The sequence below is a fragment of the Acidovorax bellezanensis genome (assembly GCF_025421555.1).
GTDB lineage: Bacteria > Pseudomonadota > Gammaproteobacteria > Burkholderiales > Burkholderiaceae_C > Comamonas > Comamonas bellezanensis.
In genome coordinates this window covers 296,559-312,665 of sequence record NZ_JAODYH010000007.1, presented here as the reverse complement: position 1 = coordinate 312,665, position 16,107 = coordinate 296,559, and the positions used below count along the sequence as shown (strand labels likewise).

The 16,107-nt window shown below is 64.8% G+C and carries 11 protein-coding genes; 8 read left to right on the top strand and 3 right to left on the bottom strand.

All coding sequences use genetic code 11. The annotated features are described in order from the left end of the window. Positions 1–23: 23 nt before the first annotated feature. Positions 24–1,295 carry a beta-ketoacyl-ACP synthase II gene (fabF, locus tag N0K08_RS15410; protein WP_261501273.1) on the bottom strand — a complete coding sequence of 424 codons (1,272 nt, stop codon included), beginning with the start codon at positions 1,293–1,295 and terminating at the stop codon, positions 24–26. A 105-nt stretch (positions 1,296–1,400) separates the two neighbouring features. Here fabF and N0K08_RS15405 point away from each other — a divergent pair, with 105 nt between their 5' ends. Continuing rightward, positions 1,401–2,000: a TetR/AcrR family transcriptional regulator gene (locus N0K08_RS15405; protein WP_261501272.1), complete on the top strand. Its 600-nt coding sequence runs from the start codon at positions 1,401–1,403 to the stop codon at positions 1,998–2,000. A gap of 27 nt (positions 2,001–2,027) precedes the next feature. On the opposite strand, the gene N0K08_RS15400 is transcribed toward N0K08_RS15405, so the two are convergent. Then, a complete protein-coding gene (locus N0K08_RS15400; RefSeq protein ID WP_261501271.1) occupies positions 2,028–3,194 on the bottom strand; it encodes a GGDEF domain-containing protein in 1,167 nt (388 codons plus the stop codon). A gap of 463 nt (positions 3,195–3,657) precedes the next feature. Here N0K08_RS15400 and N0K08_RS15395 point away from each other — a divergent pair, with 463 nt between their 5' ends. The 3 genes from N0K08_RS15395 (at position 3,658) to N0K08_RS15385 (ending at position 7,118) form a co-directional block, all read left to right on the top strand. Continuing rightward, a complete protein-coding gene (locus N0K08_RS15395) occupies positions 3,658–4,548 on the top strand; it encodes a serine hydrolase domain-containing protein (protein WP_261501270.1) in 891 nt (296 codons plus the stop codon). Positions 4,549–4,555: 7 nt separating this feature from the next. Then, positions 4,556–6,628 carry an ATP-dependent DNA helicase gene (locus N0K08_RS15390; RefSeq protein WP_261501269.1) on the top strand — a complete coding sequence of 691 codons (2,073 nt, stop codon included), beginning with the start codon at positions 4,556–4,558 and terminating at the stop codon, positions 6,626–6,628. A gap of 103 nt (positions 6,629–6,731) precedes the next feature. Continuing rightward, on the top strand, positions 6,732–7,118 hold the full coding sequence (locus N0K08_RS15385) for a nuclear transport factor 2 family protein (RefSeq protein WP_261501268.1): 387 nt from the start codon (positions 6,732–6,734) through the stop codon (positions 7,116–7,118). A gap of 49 nt (positions 7,119–7,167) precedes the next feature. Here the strand turns inward: N0K08_RS15385 and N0K08_RS15380 are convergent, their stop codons facing one another. After that, entirely contained in the window at positions 7,168–7,968 is an 801-nt protein-coding gene (locus tag N0K08_RS15380; RefSeq protein ID WP_261501267.1) for an outer membrane protein assembly factor BamD, read from the bottom strand. Between the two features lie 175 nt (positions 7,969–8,143). Here N0K08_RS15380 and dnaE point away from each other — a divergent pair, with 175 nt between their 5' ends. From dnaE to cls, 4 genes are all read left to right on the top strand, one after another. After that, the gene (gene dnaE / locus N0K08_RS15375; protein ID WP_261501266.1) at positions 8,144–11,680 is read left to right on the top strand and encodes a DNA polymerase III subunit alpha; all 3,537 of its coding nucleotides are present in this window, start codon (positions 8,144–8,146) and stop codon (positions 11,678–11,680) included. 117 nt (positions 11,681–11,797) lie between these two features. Continuing rightward, positions 11,798–12,157, top strand: coding sequence for an ATP-dependent Clp protease adapter ClpS (gene clpS / locus N0K08_RS15370; protein WP_261501265.1), 360 nt, complete (start codon positions 11,798–11,800; stop codon positions 12,155–12,157). A 60-nt stretch (positions 12,158–12,217) separates the two neighbouring features. Then, a complete protein-coding gene (gene clpA, locus N0K08_RS15365) occupies positions 12,218–14,554 on the top strand; it encodes an ATP-dependent Clp protease ATP-binding subunit ClpA (protein ID WP_261501264.1) in 2,337 nt (778 codons plus the stop codon). 88 nt (positions 14,555–14,642) lie between these two features. After that, positions 14,643–16,097, top strand: coding sequence for a cardiolipin synthase (gene cls / locus N0K08_RS15360; protein ID WP_261501263.1), 1,455 nt, complete (start codon positions 14,643–14,645; stop codon positions 16,095–16,097). The last annotated feature ends 10 nt before the right edge of the window (positions 16,098–16,107 follow it).

Below are 16,107 nucleotides of genomic sequence, written 5' to 3'. Positions count from 1 at the left end.
AGAAACTTCGCGCGCGCAATTCCTCAGCCTTCATAGCGCTTCAAGATCAAGGTCGCGTTCACGCCGCCGAAACCGAAGCCGTTGAGCATGGCGTGCTGAATGTCCTGCGATCGCGCTGCGCCCGTGATCAGGTCCAGGCCCTCGGTCAGGGGATCGGGGTTCTCCAGGTTGAGCACGGGCGGCGCCTTCTGGTCTCGCAAGGCAAGGACCGTGAAGATGGCTGCCGCGCCACCGGCCGCGCCCAGCATGTGGCCCAGGGCGGATTTGGTGGCGGTGATGGAGGGCGTGTGGCCCGTGCCAAACACCTGGCGAATGGCGGCCAGTTCACCGCGGTCGCCCACGGGGGTGGAGGTGGCATGGGCGTTCAGGTGCTGCACGTCTTGCGGTTGCAGCTTGGCCTGGCGCAGCGCCATGCGCATGGAGCGCGCCGCGCCAGAGCCGTCTTCCGGCCCGGACGTGACGTGGTGGGCGTCGGCCGATGTGCCGTAGCCCACCACTTCGGCCAAGGGCTTTGCGCCGCGCGCCAGGGCGTGGTCTAGCGACTCCAGCACCAGCAGGCCCGCGCCTTCGGCCATCACGAAACCATCGCGCGCCGCATCGAAAGGCCGCGAAGCCTTGGCCGGATCGTCGCCGAAATGCGTGGACAGGGCTTTCGCCGCGGCGAAGCTGCCCAGGGCCACACGGTCGATGGTGGCTTCGCTGCCGCCGCACAGCGCCATGTCGGCTTCGTCGTTGCGGATCAGGCGCGCCGCATCGCCAATGGCCTGGATGCTGGCAGCGCAGGCCGTGACCGGTGCCCCCAGGGGGCCTTTGAGCTGATGCCGTATCGACACCTGTCCGGCCGCCAGGTTGGCGAGAAAGGCTGGGACCGTGAAGGGTGACAGGCGCTGCGGGCCTTTGCTGTCCGTTGTGCGTACGGCTTCCACAATCGTGCCGAATCCGCCTACGCCCGAGCCAATGACGGTGGCTGCGCGTTCCTGCTGCTCGGCGCTAGGCTGGGTCCATTGCGCCTGCGCCAGGGCCTGGTCGGCAGCGCCCAGGGCAAAGGCAATGAAGCGATCCGTGCGGCGCAGTTCCTTGGCCGAGATGACGGCTTCGGCGTTCCATCCGGCCTGCGGGTCTTCTTCCAGGCCGGGAACCCGTCCCGCGGCCACGGCCCCCGTGCCTTCGCTGATGGAAGAGTCCAGGGCGCGCACACCCGACTGACCTGCGAGCAGGCGTTGCCAGGCAAGCTCCACATCGCAACCCAGTGGAGAAACCAGACCCATGCCCGTGATGACGACGCGTCGACCCATGCTGCACCTTTCGCTTGCCATGCTCACCCCGTGATCAAGGATGAATGGCGTTATTGATGATGGCCGTCATCATAAGTGAATTTAGATGATGGGTATCATCAATGCATGAAAGTCAGCAAAGCTCAGGCAGCCGAGAACCGCGAAGGCATCGTGGAAGCCGCGGCACGTCTTTATCGGCAAAAAGGCTTGGATGGGGTGGGCGTGGCCGAGATCACGCGCGATGCGGGATTGACGCATGGCGGCCTGTACCGACACTTCGAGTCCAAGGATGCGCTGGCCCGCGAAGCCTGTCTGCGGGCTTTTGAATGGACCATCGTTCCCCTGGACGGGCTTGCGCCGCCGGACGCCGATGGGGCGGAGGAGGCGTCCACGGCGAGGTTCCAGGCCATGGTGCGCAGTTACCTGTCCGCGGGCCACCGTGACCATCCCGGCGAAGGCTGCCCCGCGGCAGCCCTGGCCACGGATGCGGCGCGCGCCGGGCCCGAAATGTCCGAAGTGTTTGCCCAAGGCGTGGAGCGCAATATCCAGCGCTTCATGCGCGTGGTGCCAGGCGAGGCGGCTGGCAAGCGCTCCGAGACCATTGCCATCCTGAGCAGCATGGTGGGTGCGCTGGTGCTTGCCCGCGCCACGGCGGCAGGCAATTCAATGCTTTCCGAAGAGATTTTGGCGACTTTAATAGCACAATTGGCGCCGGATGGTGCATGAAGGCCTGCAAGCCATGCTGAGCTGGCGTCAAGGGCCCGTCAGCGCTCCCCATGCCGTCGGTGCCACATGCACGCGGTCCCGGCCGGCCAGCTTGGCTTCGTAGAGCAGACCGTCGGCGAAGCTCAGGGCGTGCGCCAACTGTGCCGGGTGGGTGACGGGGGCAATGCCAAAACTGATGGTAATGCTTTCACCGGGCGTCAACATGGCGCCATCTTCGCGCAACTGGTTTCTGATGCGCTGGGCCACGCGCTCGGCGTTCTTGGTGTCGGTGCGCAGCAGCAGCACGAATTCCTCCCCGCCAAAGCGGGCCACCATATCGCCTTCGCGCACCTGCTGGAGCATTGCGCGGGCCACGGCTTGCAGAACGCGGTCGCCTTGGGCATGACCCCAGGTGTCGTTGATATGCTTGAAATAGTCTATGTCCCCCATCAGCAAGGTCCAGGGGCCAGGCTGGAGATTGCCCAGGCTGTGTTCCGCGGCTTCCTGGAAAGCGCGGCGGTTGAGCAGGTTGGTCAGCGGGTCATGGTTGCGCTCGGCCCGCAAGGCGGTGATTGCATCGCGCACGGTGATCGCCAGCAGGAGCAAGGCGAACAGCAGGGAAAAAAGCAGGGTGACGGCCAGCGTCAGTTGCCAGTAGGCAGAGAACGAGGATGCCTTCACTTCCAGGCTGCCCAGTGCCAGCGCCAGTGACAGCAGGGGGCGGATGCAGGTGTTGAGCGAAAACAGCACATACGACCAGTACATCGCCAGCTCCAGCCAGCCCGAAGGCGGCTTGCGCCGCAGGATGCCGCGCGCAGGCAGTATCTGCAGCAGGCCCAATCCCGCGTTGAGCCAGTGCAAGCGTATCCACAGGTTGGGGTCCACCTGGCTGTAATGGTAGAGGGCGACGAGCACCACGGCGCCTATGGGCAGGGCCAGCCGAGGGTGGGCTGAAACGCCGTAGTAATCCGCCATGCCGCGTGCAAAGCACCAGGCGCCGTACAAGTACATCACGCCCGTGACGACCGCCCAGCGGTGAAGTTCGTTCTGGGACAGCAGGCTTTGCCAGGCCAGCGCGCTGCCGACCAGGGCATAGCTGCTGGCGGTCCACAGAAGATAGCTGTGTCGGCGCTGCGTCCCCAGCCAGCAACCCACCAGCGCACCGCTCAGCAGCAGTATGCAGACTGGGATGATGAGCAGGAGAAGGCGGTCCATGGGGAATACGGCGTGGTTTCACTCTGGCCGTGGCGCGCGGTCGCGGCCGATCCAGTCGGTCCGCTTTCGTCGCCGGGGCCGGTAATCGCGTTTGACCTGATGCGCGTCCTCGTAAGCCTTGGAATCGATCATGTTGATGCACCTATGACCTGATCAGCACACAGAAGGGTTACGCCGATGACAGAACATCGCAATGCTCATACCTGCGGCGCCGCCGTGGCTGGCATCACCGCGCTGGCGGGGAGTCTTCCGGTCATGATGCCGATTCAGTCCAGTGACAGCAGGATACCTTTCAGTCGGTCTTTGTTGCTGTTTTGCATGGCGGGTTTACTGGGTGCTTACCCTGGGTTTTGGAACGGCGGTCGCACAGTTTTCGCAGGGGTGGCAGACTTCGGTTTGCCGTTTCTTTCGCCGCCAGGCTGCCCCAAGGTAAAGACTCCTGGGGATCTTTGGGGTTTTCGCCATGTCTACAACGCAAGCCATGCAGTCCATCGCCCGGATCGACGCCGCTGGGGTTGTCTCTCTGGACGGGGGACTGGGCCCCGTGCCCTGGTGGAGTTTTACCAAGACCGTGCTGGCGATTGCGGCCTTGCGGCTGGTCGAGGACGGCATGCTGTGCCTGGACAGTCCCATAGACGGCGAACGCTTCAATCTGCGGCAACTGCTGCGGCATGAGGCGGGGCTGGCCGACTACGGGCTGATCGCGCAATACCATGGCGATGTCGCGGCGGGCTGCTCGCCATGGTCGGTCGAGCAGTTGCTGGACCGGGTCGATGTGCGCTCATCGCGCGCGCAGCCCGGGCAGGCCTGGGTCTATTCGAATGTGGGTTATCTCTATGTGGGCCGGCAGATTGCGCAAGCCATGGGCCTGGGCCTGGCGGATGTGCTCAAGACCTGTGTCTTCCAGCCCGCGGGGCTGGACACGGCCCGGCTGGCGCGCATGCCATCCGACCTCGAGGGGGTGAACATGGGGGATGCACGCAACTACCACCCGGGCTGGGTCTACCACGGCCTGGTGACGGGCTCGACACTGGATGCGGCGCGCCTGCTGGCGGCGCTGGTCGGCGGAAAGCTGCTGCAGGCGGGAACCATGGCGCAGATGTGCGAAAGCCGGGCCTTGCCCGAGCACCGCTCGGCCCTGCACCCCGACCCGGCCTATGGGTTGGGCCTGATGCTCAGTGCCCATGCGGCGCAAGACCACCCTCTGGGCCATTCGGGCGCGGGCCCGGGCAGTGGGATCGCGGTCTATGCCAAGGGTGGGGAGGTCTGTGCGCTGTGGGCCGCAGAGTCCTCGCAAAAGGATGCAACGGCGGAAGCTTTTAAACTCCTGGGCAATGGACAGGCTTTCACCTAGGAGCGGCGTGGGCGAATTTATTGCGGCAGTAGAGGCGGCTTTCTCGGCGGACGGCGTGATTGCGAAGGCGCATCCGCATTTCCGCCCGCGCAGCGGACAGACGGAAATGGCCGTGGCGGTGGCGGAAACCATAGCCAACGGCGGCGTGCTGGTGGTCGAGGCGGGCACGGGCGTGGGCAAGACCTATTCCTATCTGGTGCCGGCCCTGCTCAGCGGCCAGCGGGTGCTGGTCTCCACGGCGACCAAGGCCTTGCAGGACCAGCTGTTTTCCCGCGACCTGCCGAGCCTGGTGGGCATGTTGGGCTTGCCGCTGCGCATGGCCCAGCTCAAGGGCCGGCCCAGCTATCTGTGCCAGCACCGGCTGGGCCTGGCGCGCCAGGGCCGGGGGGCGCCGCAGGATCCGCAATTGCTGCGCAGCCTGGCGCATGTCGAGGAATGGGCGCGCGTCACGCGCAGCGGCGATCTGGCCGAGCTGTCCACCGTGGGCGAGGATTCGCCGGTCTGGCCGCTGGTCACTTCCACGCGCGACAACTGCCTGGGCAGTGCCTGCCCGCAGTTCGAGCCCTGCCACCTCAACGTGGCGCGGCGCGCGGCGTTGGCGGCCGACGTGGTGGTGGTCAACCACCATTTGTTTTTTGCCGACCTGGAAGTGCGCGAGTCGGGCGTGGCCCAGCTGTTGCCTTCGGTGGGCGTGGTGGTTTTCGACGAAGCCCACCAACTCAACGAAACCGGCATCCAGTTCGCGGGCACGCTGGTCGGCACGGCCCAGCTGCAAGGCTATGGCCGGGATTTCCTGGCCCAGACGCTGGAGCATGCGCGCGGCATGGGCGACTGGATGCAGCTGAGCGCGGATTTGGAGCGCACGGTGCGCGATCTGCGCCTCGCGGCCGGCCGCTCGCAGGTGGGCGAGCGTCTGCGCTGGCGCGGCGCCGTACCTGACGGCCTGGATGCTGCCATCTGGTCCACGGCGTTTTCCGCGCTGGGCCAGGCCTTGCATGCGGCGCTGAAGGCTTTGGGGCAGGTCGAGGAGATGGCGGCCGAGCTGCGCCAGTTGTATGCGCGCGGCGAAGCGCTGTTGCGCCGGCTGGCGCTGTTTGGCAAGAACGGCAGCGATGAGGCGGTGCGCTGGCTGGACATAGGCAGCCGCCACCTGCGCATGATCGAGTCCCCGCTGAGCATTGCCCGCATCGTGCGCACGCGGCTGCTGCAGGAAGCACCGGAGGGCGAGGCGCCGCAGGAGAGCGGCGCTGCGGGTTCGCGGCCCGGGGCCGGACGCCCGGACGCCGGCCGCCCGCATGCCTGGGTGTTCACTTCGGCGACCTTGGGCGACGATGCCGAGCTGAGCTGGTTTTGCGAGCCCTGCGGTCTGCGCGAAGCGCGCGTGCTGCGCGTCGACAGCCCGTTTGACTATGCGCATCAGGCCGCGGTCTATGTGCCGCAGGAATTTCCGGCGCCGGGCACGCCTGCGCACAGCGCCGAAGTGGCGGCGCTGGTGCAGCGCTCGGCCGAAGTGCTGGGCGGGCGGACCCTGGTGCTGACCACGACCACCAAGGCCTTGCAGGTGATAGGCGCGGCGCTGCAGGCGCAGTACGGGCTGTTCTCGGAGATTGAAGTGCTGGTCCAGGGCCAGGCCCCCAAGCAGGTCCTGCTCGAGCGCTTTCGCCAGGGCAAGGAGGGCACAGGCCGTGGCTGCATCCTGGTGGCATCGGCCACGTTCTGGGAGGGCGTGGACATGCCGGGCGATGCGTTGCAACTGGTGGTGATCGACAAGCTGCCGTTCCCCCCGCCCGACGATCCGTTGGTCGAAGCCCGCTCGCAGCAGTTGGAAGCGGTGGGGCGCAGTGCGTTCCGGGATTACATGCTGCCCGAGGCCGCGATGGCCTTGAAGCAGGGCGCGGGGCGCCTGATCCGGCGTGAAACCGACCAGGGCGTGCTGGTCATCGCGGACACGCGCCTGGTGGCCAAACCTTACGGTCGCAGGCTGCTGGCGGCCTTGCCGCCCATGCGCCGCCTGCGGACCGAGGTCGAACTGGATGCGGCCCTGGCGGCACTCATGGCCGGCACGCAGCCCGCTGATTGACCTTGCCACGCGTCGGGGGCAGACCTATGCTGGCGCCGAGGCGCCGGGCCAGCGAGTGACCAGGACGACCGGCGACGGTGCCATTCGAACAAGGAGCTGCACCATGAGTGAGCGACTGGAGCGCAACAAGCGCAATGTCACGGAGTTCTACGACCTGATGTTCAACCAGTGCAAGCCTGGCGAAGCCGTGCGGCTGTACGTGGGGGACAGGTACGTCCAGCACAACCCGCATGTCGCCGATGGCGTTGAGGCCTTCATCGCCTACTTTGAGCGCATGGCCAGGGAGTACCCGGGCAAGCGGGTGCACTTCAAGCGCGTCATCGCCGAAGCGGACCTCGTTGTCCTGCATTGCCACCAGGAATGGCCGGGCGACCAGGATTGGGCCGGCATCGATATTTTCCGCCTCGACCAGGACGGCAAGATCGTCGAGCACTGGGACGTGCTGCAGGTGGTACCGGACAAGGCAGCCAACCCCAACACGATGTTCTGACGGGGCCGCGTTCAGGGCCCCCGTTTGCGGGGCTGCAGAGCGCTGGCGCTTACCAGAGCTTCCACCAGGGATCCGTCTTCTTCTTGAAGTCGGTCGAGGCCTTGGTGCCGTCCGCGGCGAAAGTGCCGTCCATCACGCGCTGGGCGTCGTCACGCAGGTCGGTCATGCCCAGGGCGTCGTAGGACTTGACCAGGATTTGCAGGGCTTCGCGCACGGCCGGCACGCCTTCGTAGTCGGCCAGTGCCGTTTGCGCGCGGGCAATCGCCGCCACGTAGGCGCCGCGCTCGTAGTAGTAGCGTGCGACGTGCACTTCGTACTGGGCCAGCGAGTTGACGATGTACGTCATGCGCTGGCGTGCGTCGGCCGCGTACTTGGACTCGGGGAAGCGGGTGACGATGGTGCGGAAGGACTGGAACGAGTCCTTGGCGGCCTGCTGATCGCGCTCGGACAGGTCCTGGCGTGAAATCCAGGAGAACATGCCCAGGTTGTCATTGAAGTTGACCAGACCCTTGAGGTACAGCGCGTAATCGGTAGCCGGGCTGGCCGGGTGCAGCTTCAGGAAGCGGTCCAGCGTGGCCTGGGCCTGGGCTTTGTCGCCGGCCTTGTACTGGGCGTAGGCTTTTTCCAGCTGGGCCTGCTGTGCCAGCGGCGTGCCGGCGGCACGGCCTTCGAGCTTTTCGAACAGCGGCACGGCCTTGTCGAACGCGCCGGCCGAGACCTCGTCACGTGCTTCGGTGTAGATCCGGTCGGGAGTCCACTTGGCAGTCGGGTCTTCCTGAACGCTGGAGCAAGCCGCCAGCAAGCCCGCAGCGAGGACGGCAGGAAGAAGAGGCAAAGGCAAACGCAGCATGGGCAGGCAGCTTTCTGGCAATAAAGGGCATCTGGTGGTGGCGCTCCCACGGGAGAGCCTTGGCCATTGAAGGCGCATGATATTGGCATTGTAATGGCCGCAAAGGCCCGCGCCCACCGGGGCCGGTCGCAGCGCTTGCGGGCTGTCGGTCTCCGGCCTTTCTACAATGTCGTCCATGTTTGTTCACTTGCGCCTGCACTCCGAGTTTTCCGTCGTCGACGGAACCAACCGTATCAACTCCATCGTCAAGGCAGCCGCGACCGATGGGCAACCCGCGATGGCCATCACCGACTACAACAATATGTTCGGTGCCATCAAGTTTTACAAGGAAGGCCGGGGCAAGGGCGTGAAGCCCGTGCTCGGCACGGAAATCCAGCTCGAGGGCGAGGAGGGCGGTCCCACTTCACGTCTGATCCTGCTGGTGCAAAACAGGACCGGCTACCACCACCTGTGCGAGCTGCTGGCCCGCGGCTGGATGCGCAACGTCGTCAAGTCCCAGGCGGTGTTCACCTGGGAATGGCTGCAGGAGCTGGGCGAAGGCCTGATCGTGCTGTCGGGCGCGCAGGCCGGCCCCGTGGGCCAGGCCTTGATGCGCGGCGACGATGCCGGTGCGGCCGCGGTCGCGCGGCGCCTGGCGACCATGTTTCCACATCGCTTTTACATTGAGTTGCAACGCGCGGGCCGCGCCGACGACGAGGCCCATGTGGTCGCGGCGGTGCAACTGGCCGCGCGCCTGAACCTGCCGGTGGTCGCCACCCATCCCATCCAGTTTGCCGGTCCCGACGATTACGAAGCCCACGAAGCGCGGGTGTGCATCGCCGAAGGCGAAATCCTCGGCAACCCCAAGCGGGTGCGGCGCTTTACCCGCGACCAGCATTTCAAGACCACGGCCGAAATGCAGGCGCTGTTTGCCGACCTGCCTTCGGCCTTGCAAAACAGCGTGGAGATTGCGCGCCGCTGCAGCCTGACCCTGGTGCTGGGCGCGCCGCAGCTGCCGAATTTCCCCGTGCCCGACGGCATGACGATGGACACGTTCTTCCGCCAGGAGTCGTTTGACGGGCTGGAAGTCCGGCTGGCCCACCTCTATCGGGACCCGGCCAAGCGCGAGCTGCAGCGTGCACGTTACGTCGAGCGCCTGGAGTTCGAGCTGAACACCATCCTGAAGATGGGCTTCCCCGGCTACTTCCTGATCGTGGGGGACTTCATCAAGTGGGCCAAGAACAACGGCTGCCCCGTGGGGCCGGGCCGGGGTTCGGGTGCGGGCTCGCTGGTCGCCTACGTGCTCAACATCACCGATCTGGATCCGCTGGAATACAACCTGCTGTTCGAGCGCTTTCTGAACCCGGAACGGGTGTCGATGCCTGACTTCGACATCGACTTCTGCCAGTCCAACCGCGACCGGGTGATCGATTACGTCAAGCAGCGCTATGGGCGCGACGCCGTGAGCCAGATCGCCACCTTCGGCACCATGGCCGCGCGCGCGGCCATCCGCGACGTGGGCCGCGTGCTGGACATGAGCTACACGTTCTGCGACGGCATCTCCAAGCTCATTCCGAACAAGCCGGGCCTGCACGTCACGCTCAAGTACCCGCCCAATCCCAAGAAGGAAGGCGACAAGTACACCTATGCGATCGAAGCCGAGCCCATGCTGGCCGAGCGCATCGAGAAGGAAGAGGACGTTCGCACGCTGATCGAGATGGCCCAGCGCCTGGAAGGCATGACGCGCAACATCGGCATGCACGCCGGCGGCGTGGTGATCGCGCCGGGCAAGCTCGCCGACTTCTGTCCGCTCTACCAGCAGCCGGGCAGCGACTCGGCCGTGAGCCAGTTCGACAAGGACGACGTCGAGGATATCGGCCTGGTGAAGTTCGACTTCTTGGGCCTGGCCACGCTCACCATCCTGGAAATCGCGCGCGAATTCATCATGGCGCGCCACAAGGGCCAGGAAGGTTTTGCCTACGAGAACATTCCGCTCGACGACCACCCGACCTACAAGCTGTTCTCCGAAGGCAAGACGGAAGCGGTGTTCCAGTTTGAAAGCCGCGGCATGCAAGGCATGCTGCGCGACGCCAAGCCCAGCCGGCTCGAGGACTTGATCGCGCTCAATGCGCTCTACCGTCCCGGTCCCATGGACCTGATTCCCAGCTTCGTGGCGCGCAAGCACGGGCGTGAAGTGGTCGAGTACCCGCACCCCATGGTGGAAAAAGTGCTGGCCGAGACCTACGGCATCATGGTCTACCAGGAGCAGGTGATGCAGACCGCCCAGGTGCTGGGTGGCTACTCGCTGGGCGGCGCCGACTTGCTGCGCCGCGCCATGGGCAAGAAAAAAGCCGACGAAATGGCCAAGCACCGCGAATTGTTCCGCGAAGGCGCGGCCAAGAACGGGCTGACGCAGGAAAAAGCCGACGAAGTCTTCGACTTGATGGAAAAGTTCGCGGGCTACGGCTTCAACAAGTCGCACGCTGCCGCCTATTCGCTGCTGGCCTATCACACCGGCTGGCTCAAGGTGCACTACACGGCCGAGTTCTTCTGCGCGAATATGACCGTGGAAATGGACGACACCGACAAGCTCAAGGTGCTCTACGAAGACGCGCTGAAGATGGGCCTGACTTTCGAGCCGCCGGACGTCAACCGCGGTCGCCACCGCTTCGAGCCCGTGACCGACAAGGTCATCCGCTACGGCCTGGGCGCCGTCAAGGGCGGGGGCCAGGCGGCGATTGAAGCCATCGTGGCGGCGCGCGAAGGCACGGGCACGGGCCCCAGGGGCTCGGAAAAAGGCCCGTTCAAGAGCCTGTTCGATTTCTGCCTGCGCGTGGACCGCGCGCGGCTGAACAAGCGCACCTTGGAAGCGCTGATCAAGGCCGGGGCCTTCGACGCCATCCACCAGAACCGTGCGGCGCTGGTGGCGTCCATCGATACGGCCTTCGAGTTTGCCAGCGCCACCCACGCCAATGCCAACCAGGGCGGCCTGTTCGACATGATGGGCGACGACGCCGTGGGTTCGAGCACGCAGGAGCCCGAGCTGGCCGAGCGCATGCCCTGGGGCATCAAGGAGCGGCTGACGCTGGAGAAGACCGCCGTCGGCTTCTACCTGTCGGGCCATTTGTTCGACGAAGTCGAGACCGAAGTGCGGCGCTTCGTGCGCACGCGCATCGAGGAAATGCGCGACAGCCGCGAGCCTCAGGTGATGTCCGGCATCATCAGCGACTTCCGCGCCATCACCGGCCAGCGCGGGCGTCTGGGCCTGTTCAAGATCGACGACAAATCCGGCGTGATCGAAGCTTCGGCCGATGAGGGCGTGCTCAACGCCCACAAGGAGTTGCTGCGGGATGACGAGTTTGTCGTGGTCAGTGGCCGGCTGCAGCTCGACCACTTCAGCGGCGGTCTGCGCATGAAGGTGCAGCAGCTGTGGAGCCTGGCCGACGCGCGCTGCAAGTTCGGCCGCTATCTGCAGGTCAGCGTGGGCGAGACCATGCCCGATGTGCTGCGCGTGCTCGGGGATTTCCCGGCGCGGCGCGAGGAGACATCCCAGGGAGAAGTCAATCTGCACGGCTTGCGGGTGCGCCTGGGGCTGCGCTGCGAGTCACCCCAGGGCGCGGCCACGGCCGAGCTGCAGTTGGGCGATACCAGCCGTTTCTACCCCAGCGACGCGGCGCTCGCCGCCTGGACAGCCCAGGCCGGCACGGGCCAGGCGACGGTGGTTTACGAGTGAAAAACGCACAGTTGCGGGGCGGCAACAGCATTTGCTGTCGCCTTGCGCTTGAAATTGATGTTTCGCTTCCCATATGGGGAAGACAAAAGAGCCTGAATGGCTCGCTAGAATGAATTCATGGCAACACAACCACCTTCCATTTCACCCGTAAAGCCTCCTGAGGGGCCGGGCGCAGACGACGCTGGTTCGGTCGTGATGGAGCGGCGTGCGCTACGAGTGCAGCCGCCCAAGATGTACCAGGTGGTCATGCTCAATGACGATTACACCCCGATGGAGTTTGTGATTGCCGTGCTTCAGGAACTGTTCAGCAAAGACAGGGAAACTGCGACACAGATCATGCTCAAGATCCACCTTGATGGACGCGGCATCTGCGGCGTTTACTCGCGCGATGTGGCCGCCACCAAGGTCGATCAGGTGCATGAAGCGGCTCTCAAGGCTGGTCATCCACTACAGGCAACGTTGGAGCCTGTTGAATAAGCTGCAACCGCCCCGATTTATCTCCATAATGAAATCACGCAAGCCCAAAGGAGTCCTTACATGATTGCCCAGGAACTGGAAGTCAGCTTGCACATGGCCTTTGTCGAGGCCCGTCAGCAGCGTCACGAATTCATCACCGTGGAGCACCTTCTGCTCGCTTTGCTCGACAACCCCAGTGCAGCCGAAGTGTTGCGAGCCTGCTCGGCGAGCATTGACGATTTGCGCGCGTCCTTGTCCAACTTCATCAAGGACAACACGCCGCAGGTCGCAGGCAGTGACGAAGTCGACACCCAACCCACGCTGGGCTTCCAGCGTGTGATTCAACGCGCCATCATGCACGTGCAGTCCACGGGCAACGGCAAGAAGGAAGTCAACGGCGCGAATGTGCTGGTGGCCATCTTCGGTGAAAAGGACTCCCATGCCGTCTACTACCTGCACCAGCAGGGCGTGACGCGGCTGGACGTGGTCAATTTCATTGCCCACGGCATCAAGAAGAGCGAGCCGCCGGAAGCGACCAAGTCTGAGAATCAGTCGGAAAACGAAGAGGCTGGCGGCAACGAGCGCCAGGAAAAGGCTTCGCCGCTGGAGCAGTTCACGCTCAATCTGAACCAGGCCGCCAAGGAAGGCAAGATCGATCCGCTGATCGGCCGCAACTACGAAGTAGAGCGCACGATCCAGATCCTGTGCCGCCGCCGCAAGAACAACCCGCTGCTGGTCGGTGAGGCCGGCGTGGGCAAGACGGCGATTGCCGAAGGCCTGGCATGGCGCATCACCCAGGGTGACGTGCCGGAAATCCTGGCCGAAGGCGTGGTGTACTCGCTGGACATGGGCTCGCTGCTGGCGGGCACCAAGTACCGCGGCGATTTCGAGCAGCGCCTCAAGGGCGTGCTCAAGTCGCTCAAGGACAAGCCCAACGCCATCCTGTTCATCGACGAAATCCACACCTTGATCGGTGCCGGTGCGGCCTCGGGCGGCACGCTGGATGCGTCCAATCTGCTCAAGCCTGCGCTGTCCAGCGGTCAGCTCAAGTGCATTGGCGCGACGACGTTCACCGAATACCGCGGCATTTTCGAAAAAGACGCGGCCCTGTCGAGGCGCTTCCAGAAAGTCGACGTGGTCGAGCCCACGGTGTCCGAAACCGTGGAAATCCTCAAGGGCCTGAAGTCGCGCTTCGAAGAGCACCACAGCGTCAAGTACGCCGCGGCGGCCCTGCAGGCTGCGGCCGAGCTGTCGGCCAAGTACATCAACGACCGCCATCTGCCCGACAAGGCGATTGACGTGATCGACGAAGCCGGCGCGGCCCAGCGCATTCTGGTGCCGTCCAAGCGCAAGAAGACCATCGGCAAGGCCGAGATCGAGGAAATCGTCGCAAAAATTGCGCGCATTCCGCCGGCCAACGTCTCGAACGACGACCGCAGCAAGCTGCAGACGCTGGAACGCGACCTGAAGAGCGTGGTGTTCGGCCAGGACAAGGCGCTGGAAGTGCTGGCTTCGGCCGTCAAGATGGCGCGCTCCGGCCTGGGCAAGGGCGACAAGCCTATCGGCTCCTTCCTGTTCAGCGGCCCCACGGGCGTGGGCAAGACCGAAGCTGCCAAGCAGCTGGCCTTCATCATGGGCGTGGACCTGATCCGCTTCGACATGTCGGAGTACATGGAACGCCATGCCGTGAGCCGCCTGATCGGTGCGCCTCCGGGCTATGTCGGTTTCGACCAGGGTGGCCTGCTGACGGAAGCCATCACCAAGAAGCCGCATGCCGTGCTGCTGCTCGACGAAATCGAGAAGGCGCATCCGGACATCTTCAACGTGCTGCTGCAGGTCATGGACCACGGCACGCTGACGGACAACAACGGACGCAAGGCCGACTTCCGCAACATCATCATCATCATGACGACGAATGCGGGCGCCGAGACCATGAACAAGGCCAGCATCGGCTTCACCAACCCGCGCGTGGCGGGCGACGAAATGGGCGACATCAAGCGCCTGTTCACGCCCGAGTTCCGCAACCGGCTGGATGCCATCGTGGGCTTCAAGGCACTCGACGAGCAGGTCATCATGCGCGTGGTCGACAAGTTCCTGCTGCAGCTGGAAACCCAGCTCGCGGAAAAACGCGTCGAAGTCACGTTCACCGATACCTTGCGCAAGCATCTGGCCAAGAAGGGCTTCGATCCGCTGATGGGCGCTCGCCCGATGCAGCGCCTGATCCAGGACACCATCCGCCGCTCGCTGGCCGATGAGCTGCTGTTCGGCCGCCTGGTCGACGGTGGCCGGCTGGGAGTGGACTGGGTCGAAGGTGAGGGCGATGCCCCGGGCGAAGTACAGCTCGACATCCAGCCCCTGTCGCGCAAGGAGCGCGGCCGGTCGGAACCCGCCGAGCCAGAAGAAGCCACGGCCGATTGAGTCCGTGGCGCTGAAGACCCTCCTGGTCTCCAAAGCCGACAGCCGCGTGCTGTCGGCTTTTTATTTGTCTTCGTGAAAGAGAGCCGACGTGGACTGGATCAGCACCTATTGGAATCGGGACAACGCAGTGCTCATCCTGTCCCTGGTGTGGTCGGTCTATGTCGTTGTGGTCGGCACCTGGATTCTGATGCAGCGCCGCGCGCCCGTGGCCACGCTCAGCTGGCTGCTGTCCATGGCCGCCATTCCCGTCGGCGGACTGGCCATTTATTACTTCCTGGGGCCGCAGCGGCTCAAGCGCCAGCGCATCAAGCGGCTGCGCAGCCGCAAGACTTCGCGCGTGCGCACCAGCGCGGCGCGATTGCGCGACCGTATTCCGGCCGCACCCGACCGCCTGCACCAGGTGGCCAGGCTGGTGAGCCGCACGGCGGACTTTCCCGTGAGCAGCGCCGAGCGCATGGACCTGCTGGTCGGCGGCGCCAGCACTTATGACAGCATTCTCGAGGCCGTGCGCCAGGCGCGCCATCATGTGCACCTCGAGTACTACATCTTCGAGCCCGACCAGACCGGCAGCGCCTTGATGCAGGCGCTGGTGGAGCGCGCGCAGGCCGGCGTGAAAGTGCGCATGCTGGTGGATTCGCTGGGTTCCAAGAAGCTCACCCGCAAGTTCTATGGGCCGCTGGTCGATGCCGGCGGCGAGTTCGCCTTCTTTCATCCGACCAAGATAGGCCGGCGCCTGCGGCCGGTGATCAACTTTCGCACCCACCGCAAGATCCTGGTCTGCGATGGCCGCGTGGCCTTTACCGGCGGCGTCAACATCACCGACGAAGAAGACAAGCGGGTGATGGCCAGCGCCTACCACGACGTGCATTTGCGGCTCGAAGGCCCGGTGGTCAACTGGCTGCAGACGGTGTTCCTCGAGGACTGGGCTTACGCGCTGGAGCGCCAGCACCAGGCCGAGCCGCCGGGTCTGGACGAGTTGCTGCCCGACATGGCCGAAGGGGCCTATGCGGTGCAGGTCATGAGCTCCGGCCCCGACAACCGGCTGGCTGCCATCCACCGCACCTATGTCGCGGCCATCAACGCGGCCAGCGACCGGGTCTGGTTGACCACGCCGTATTTCGTGCCCACGGAGGCAGCCATGGCGGCGCTGACCAATGCCGCGCTGCGCGGCGTGGACGTGCAACTGTTGGTGCCGGAAAAATCCGACTCCTTCATCGTCACCGCCGCCGCGCGCTCCTATTTCGACGAGCTGATCGCCTGTGGTGCCAGAGTGCACGAATACCACGCGCGCATGCTGCATTCCAAGACGCTGGTGGTGGATGACAACATTGCCATCATCGGCACGGCCAACTTCGACAACCGCAGCTTTTTTCTCAATTACGAAGTCTGCGCCATCGCCTACGGACCCAAGCTCAACGGCGATCTGGTGCAGCAGTTCAAGCAGGATTTGCACAACGCGCGCCAGGTTCCCTACGGACGCAAGCAGCGCTTTTTCCCCCGGCTGGTGGATTCTGTGGCGCGCCTGTGCTCGCCGCTGCTGTAAACAGCCTCTG

Excerpts from the sequence above, each read along its gene's own strand:
- N0K08_RS15385 (WP_261501268.1), top strand. The coding sequence starts at position 6,732 with ATGAGTGAGCGACTGGAGCGCAACAAGCGCAATGTCACGGAGTTCTAC.
- fabF (WP_261501273.1), bottom strand. The coding sequence starts at position 1,295 with ATGGGTCGACGCGTCGTCATCACGGGCATGGGTCTGGTTTCTCCACTG.
- N0K08_RS15380 (WP_261501267.1), bottom strand. The coding sequence starts at position 7,968 with ATGCTGCGTTTGCCTTTGCCTCTTCTTCCTGCCGTCCTCGCTGCGGGC.
- clpA (WP_261501264.1), top strand. The coding sequence starts at position 12,218 with ATGATTGCCCAGGAACTGGAAGTCAGCTTGCACATGGCCTTTGTCGAG.
- N0K08_RS15400 (WP_261501271.1), bottom strand. The coding sequence starts at position 3,194 with ATGGACCGCCTTCTCCTGCTCATCATCCCAGTCTGCATACTGCTGCTG.
- N0K08_RS15395 (WP_261501270.1), top strand. The coding sequence starts at position 3,658 with ATGTCTACAACGCAAGCCATGCAGTCCATCGCCCGGATCGACGCCGCT.
- N0K08_RS15405 (WP_261501272.1), top strand. The coding sequence starts at position 1,401 with ATGAAAGTCAGCAAAGCTCAGGCAGCCGAGAACCGCGAAGGCATCGTG.
- clpS (WP_261501265.1), top strand. The coding sequence starts at position 11,798 with ATGGCAACACAACCACCTTCCATTTCACCCGTAAAGCCTCCTGAGGGG.
- dnaE (WP_261501266.1), top strand. The coding sequence starts at position 8,144 with ATGTTTGTTCACTTGCGCCTGCACTCCGAGTTTTCCGTCGTCGACGGA.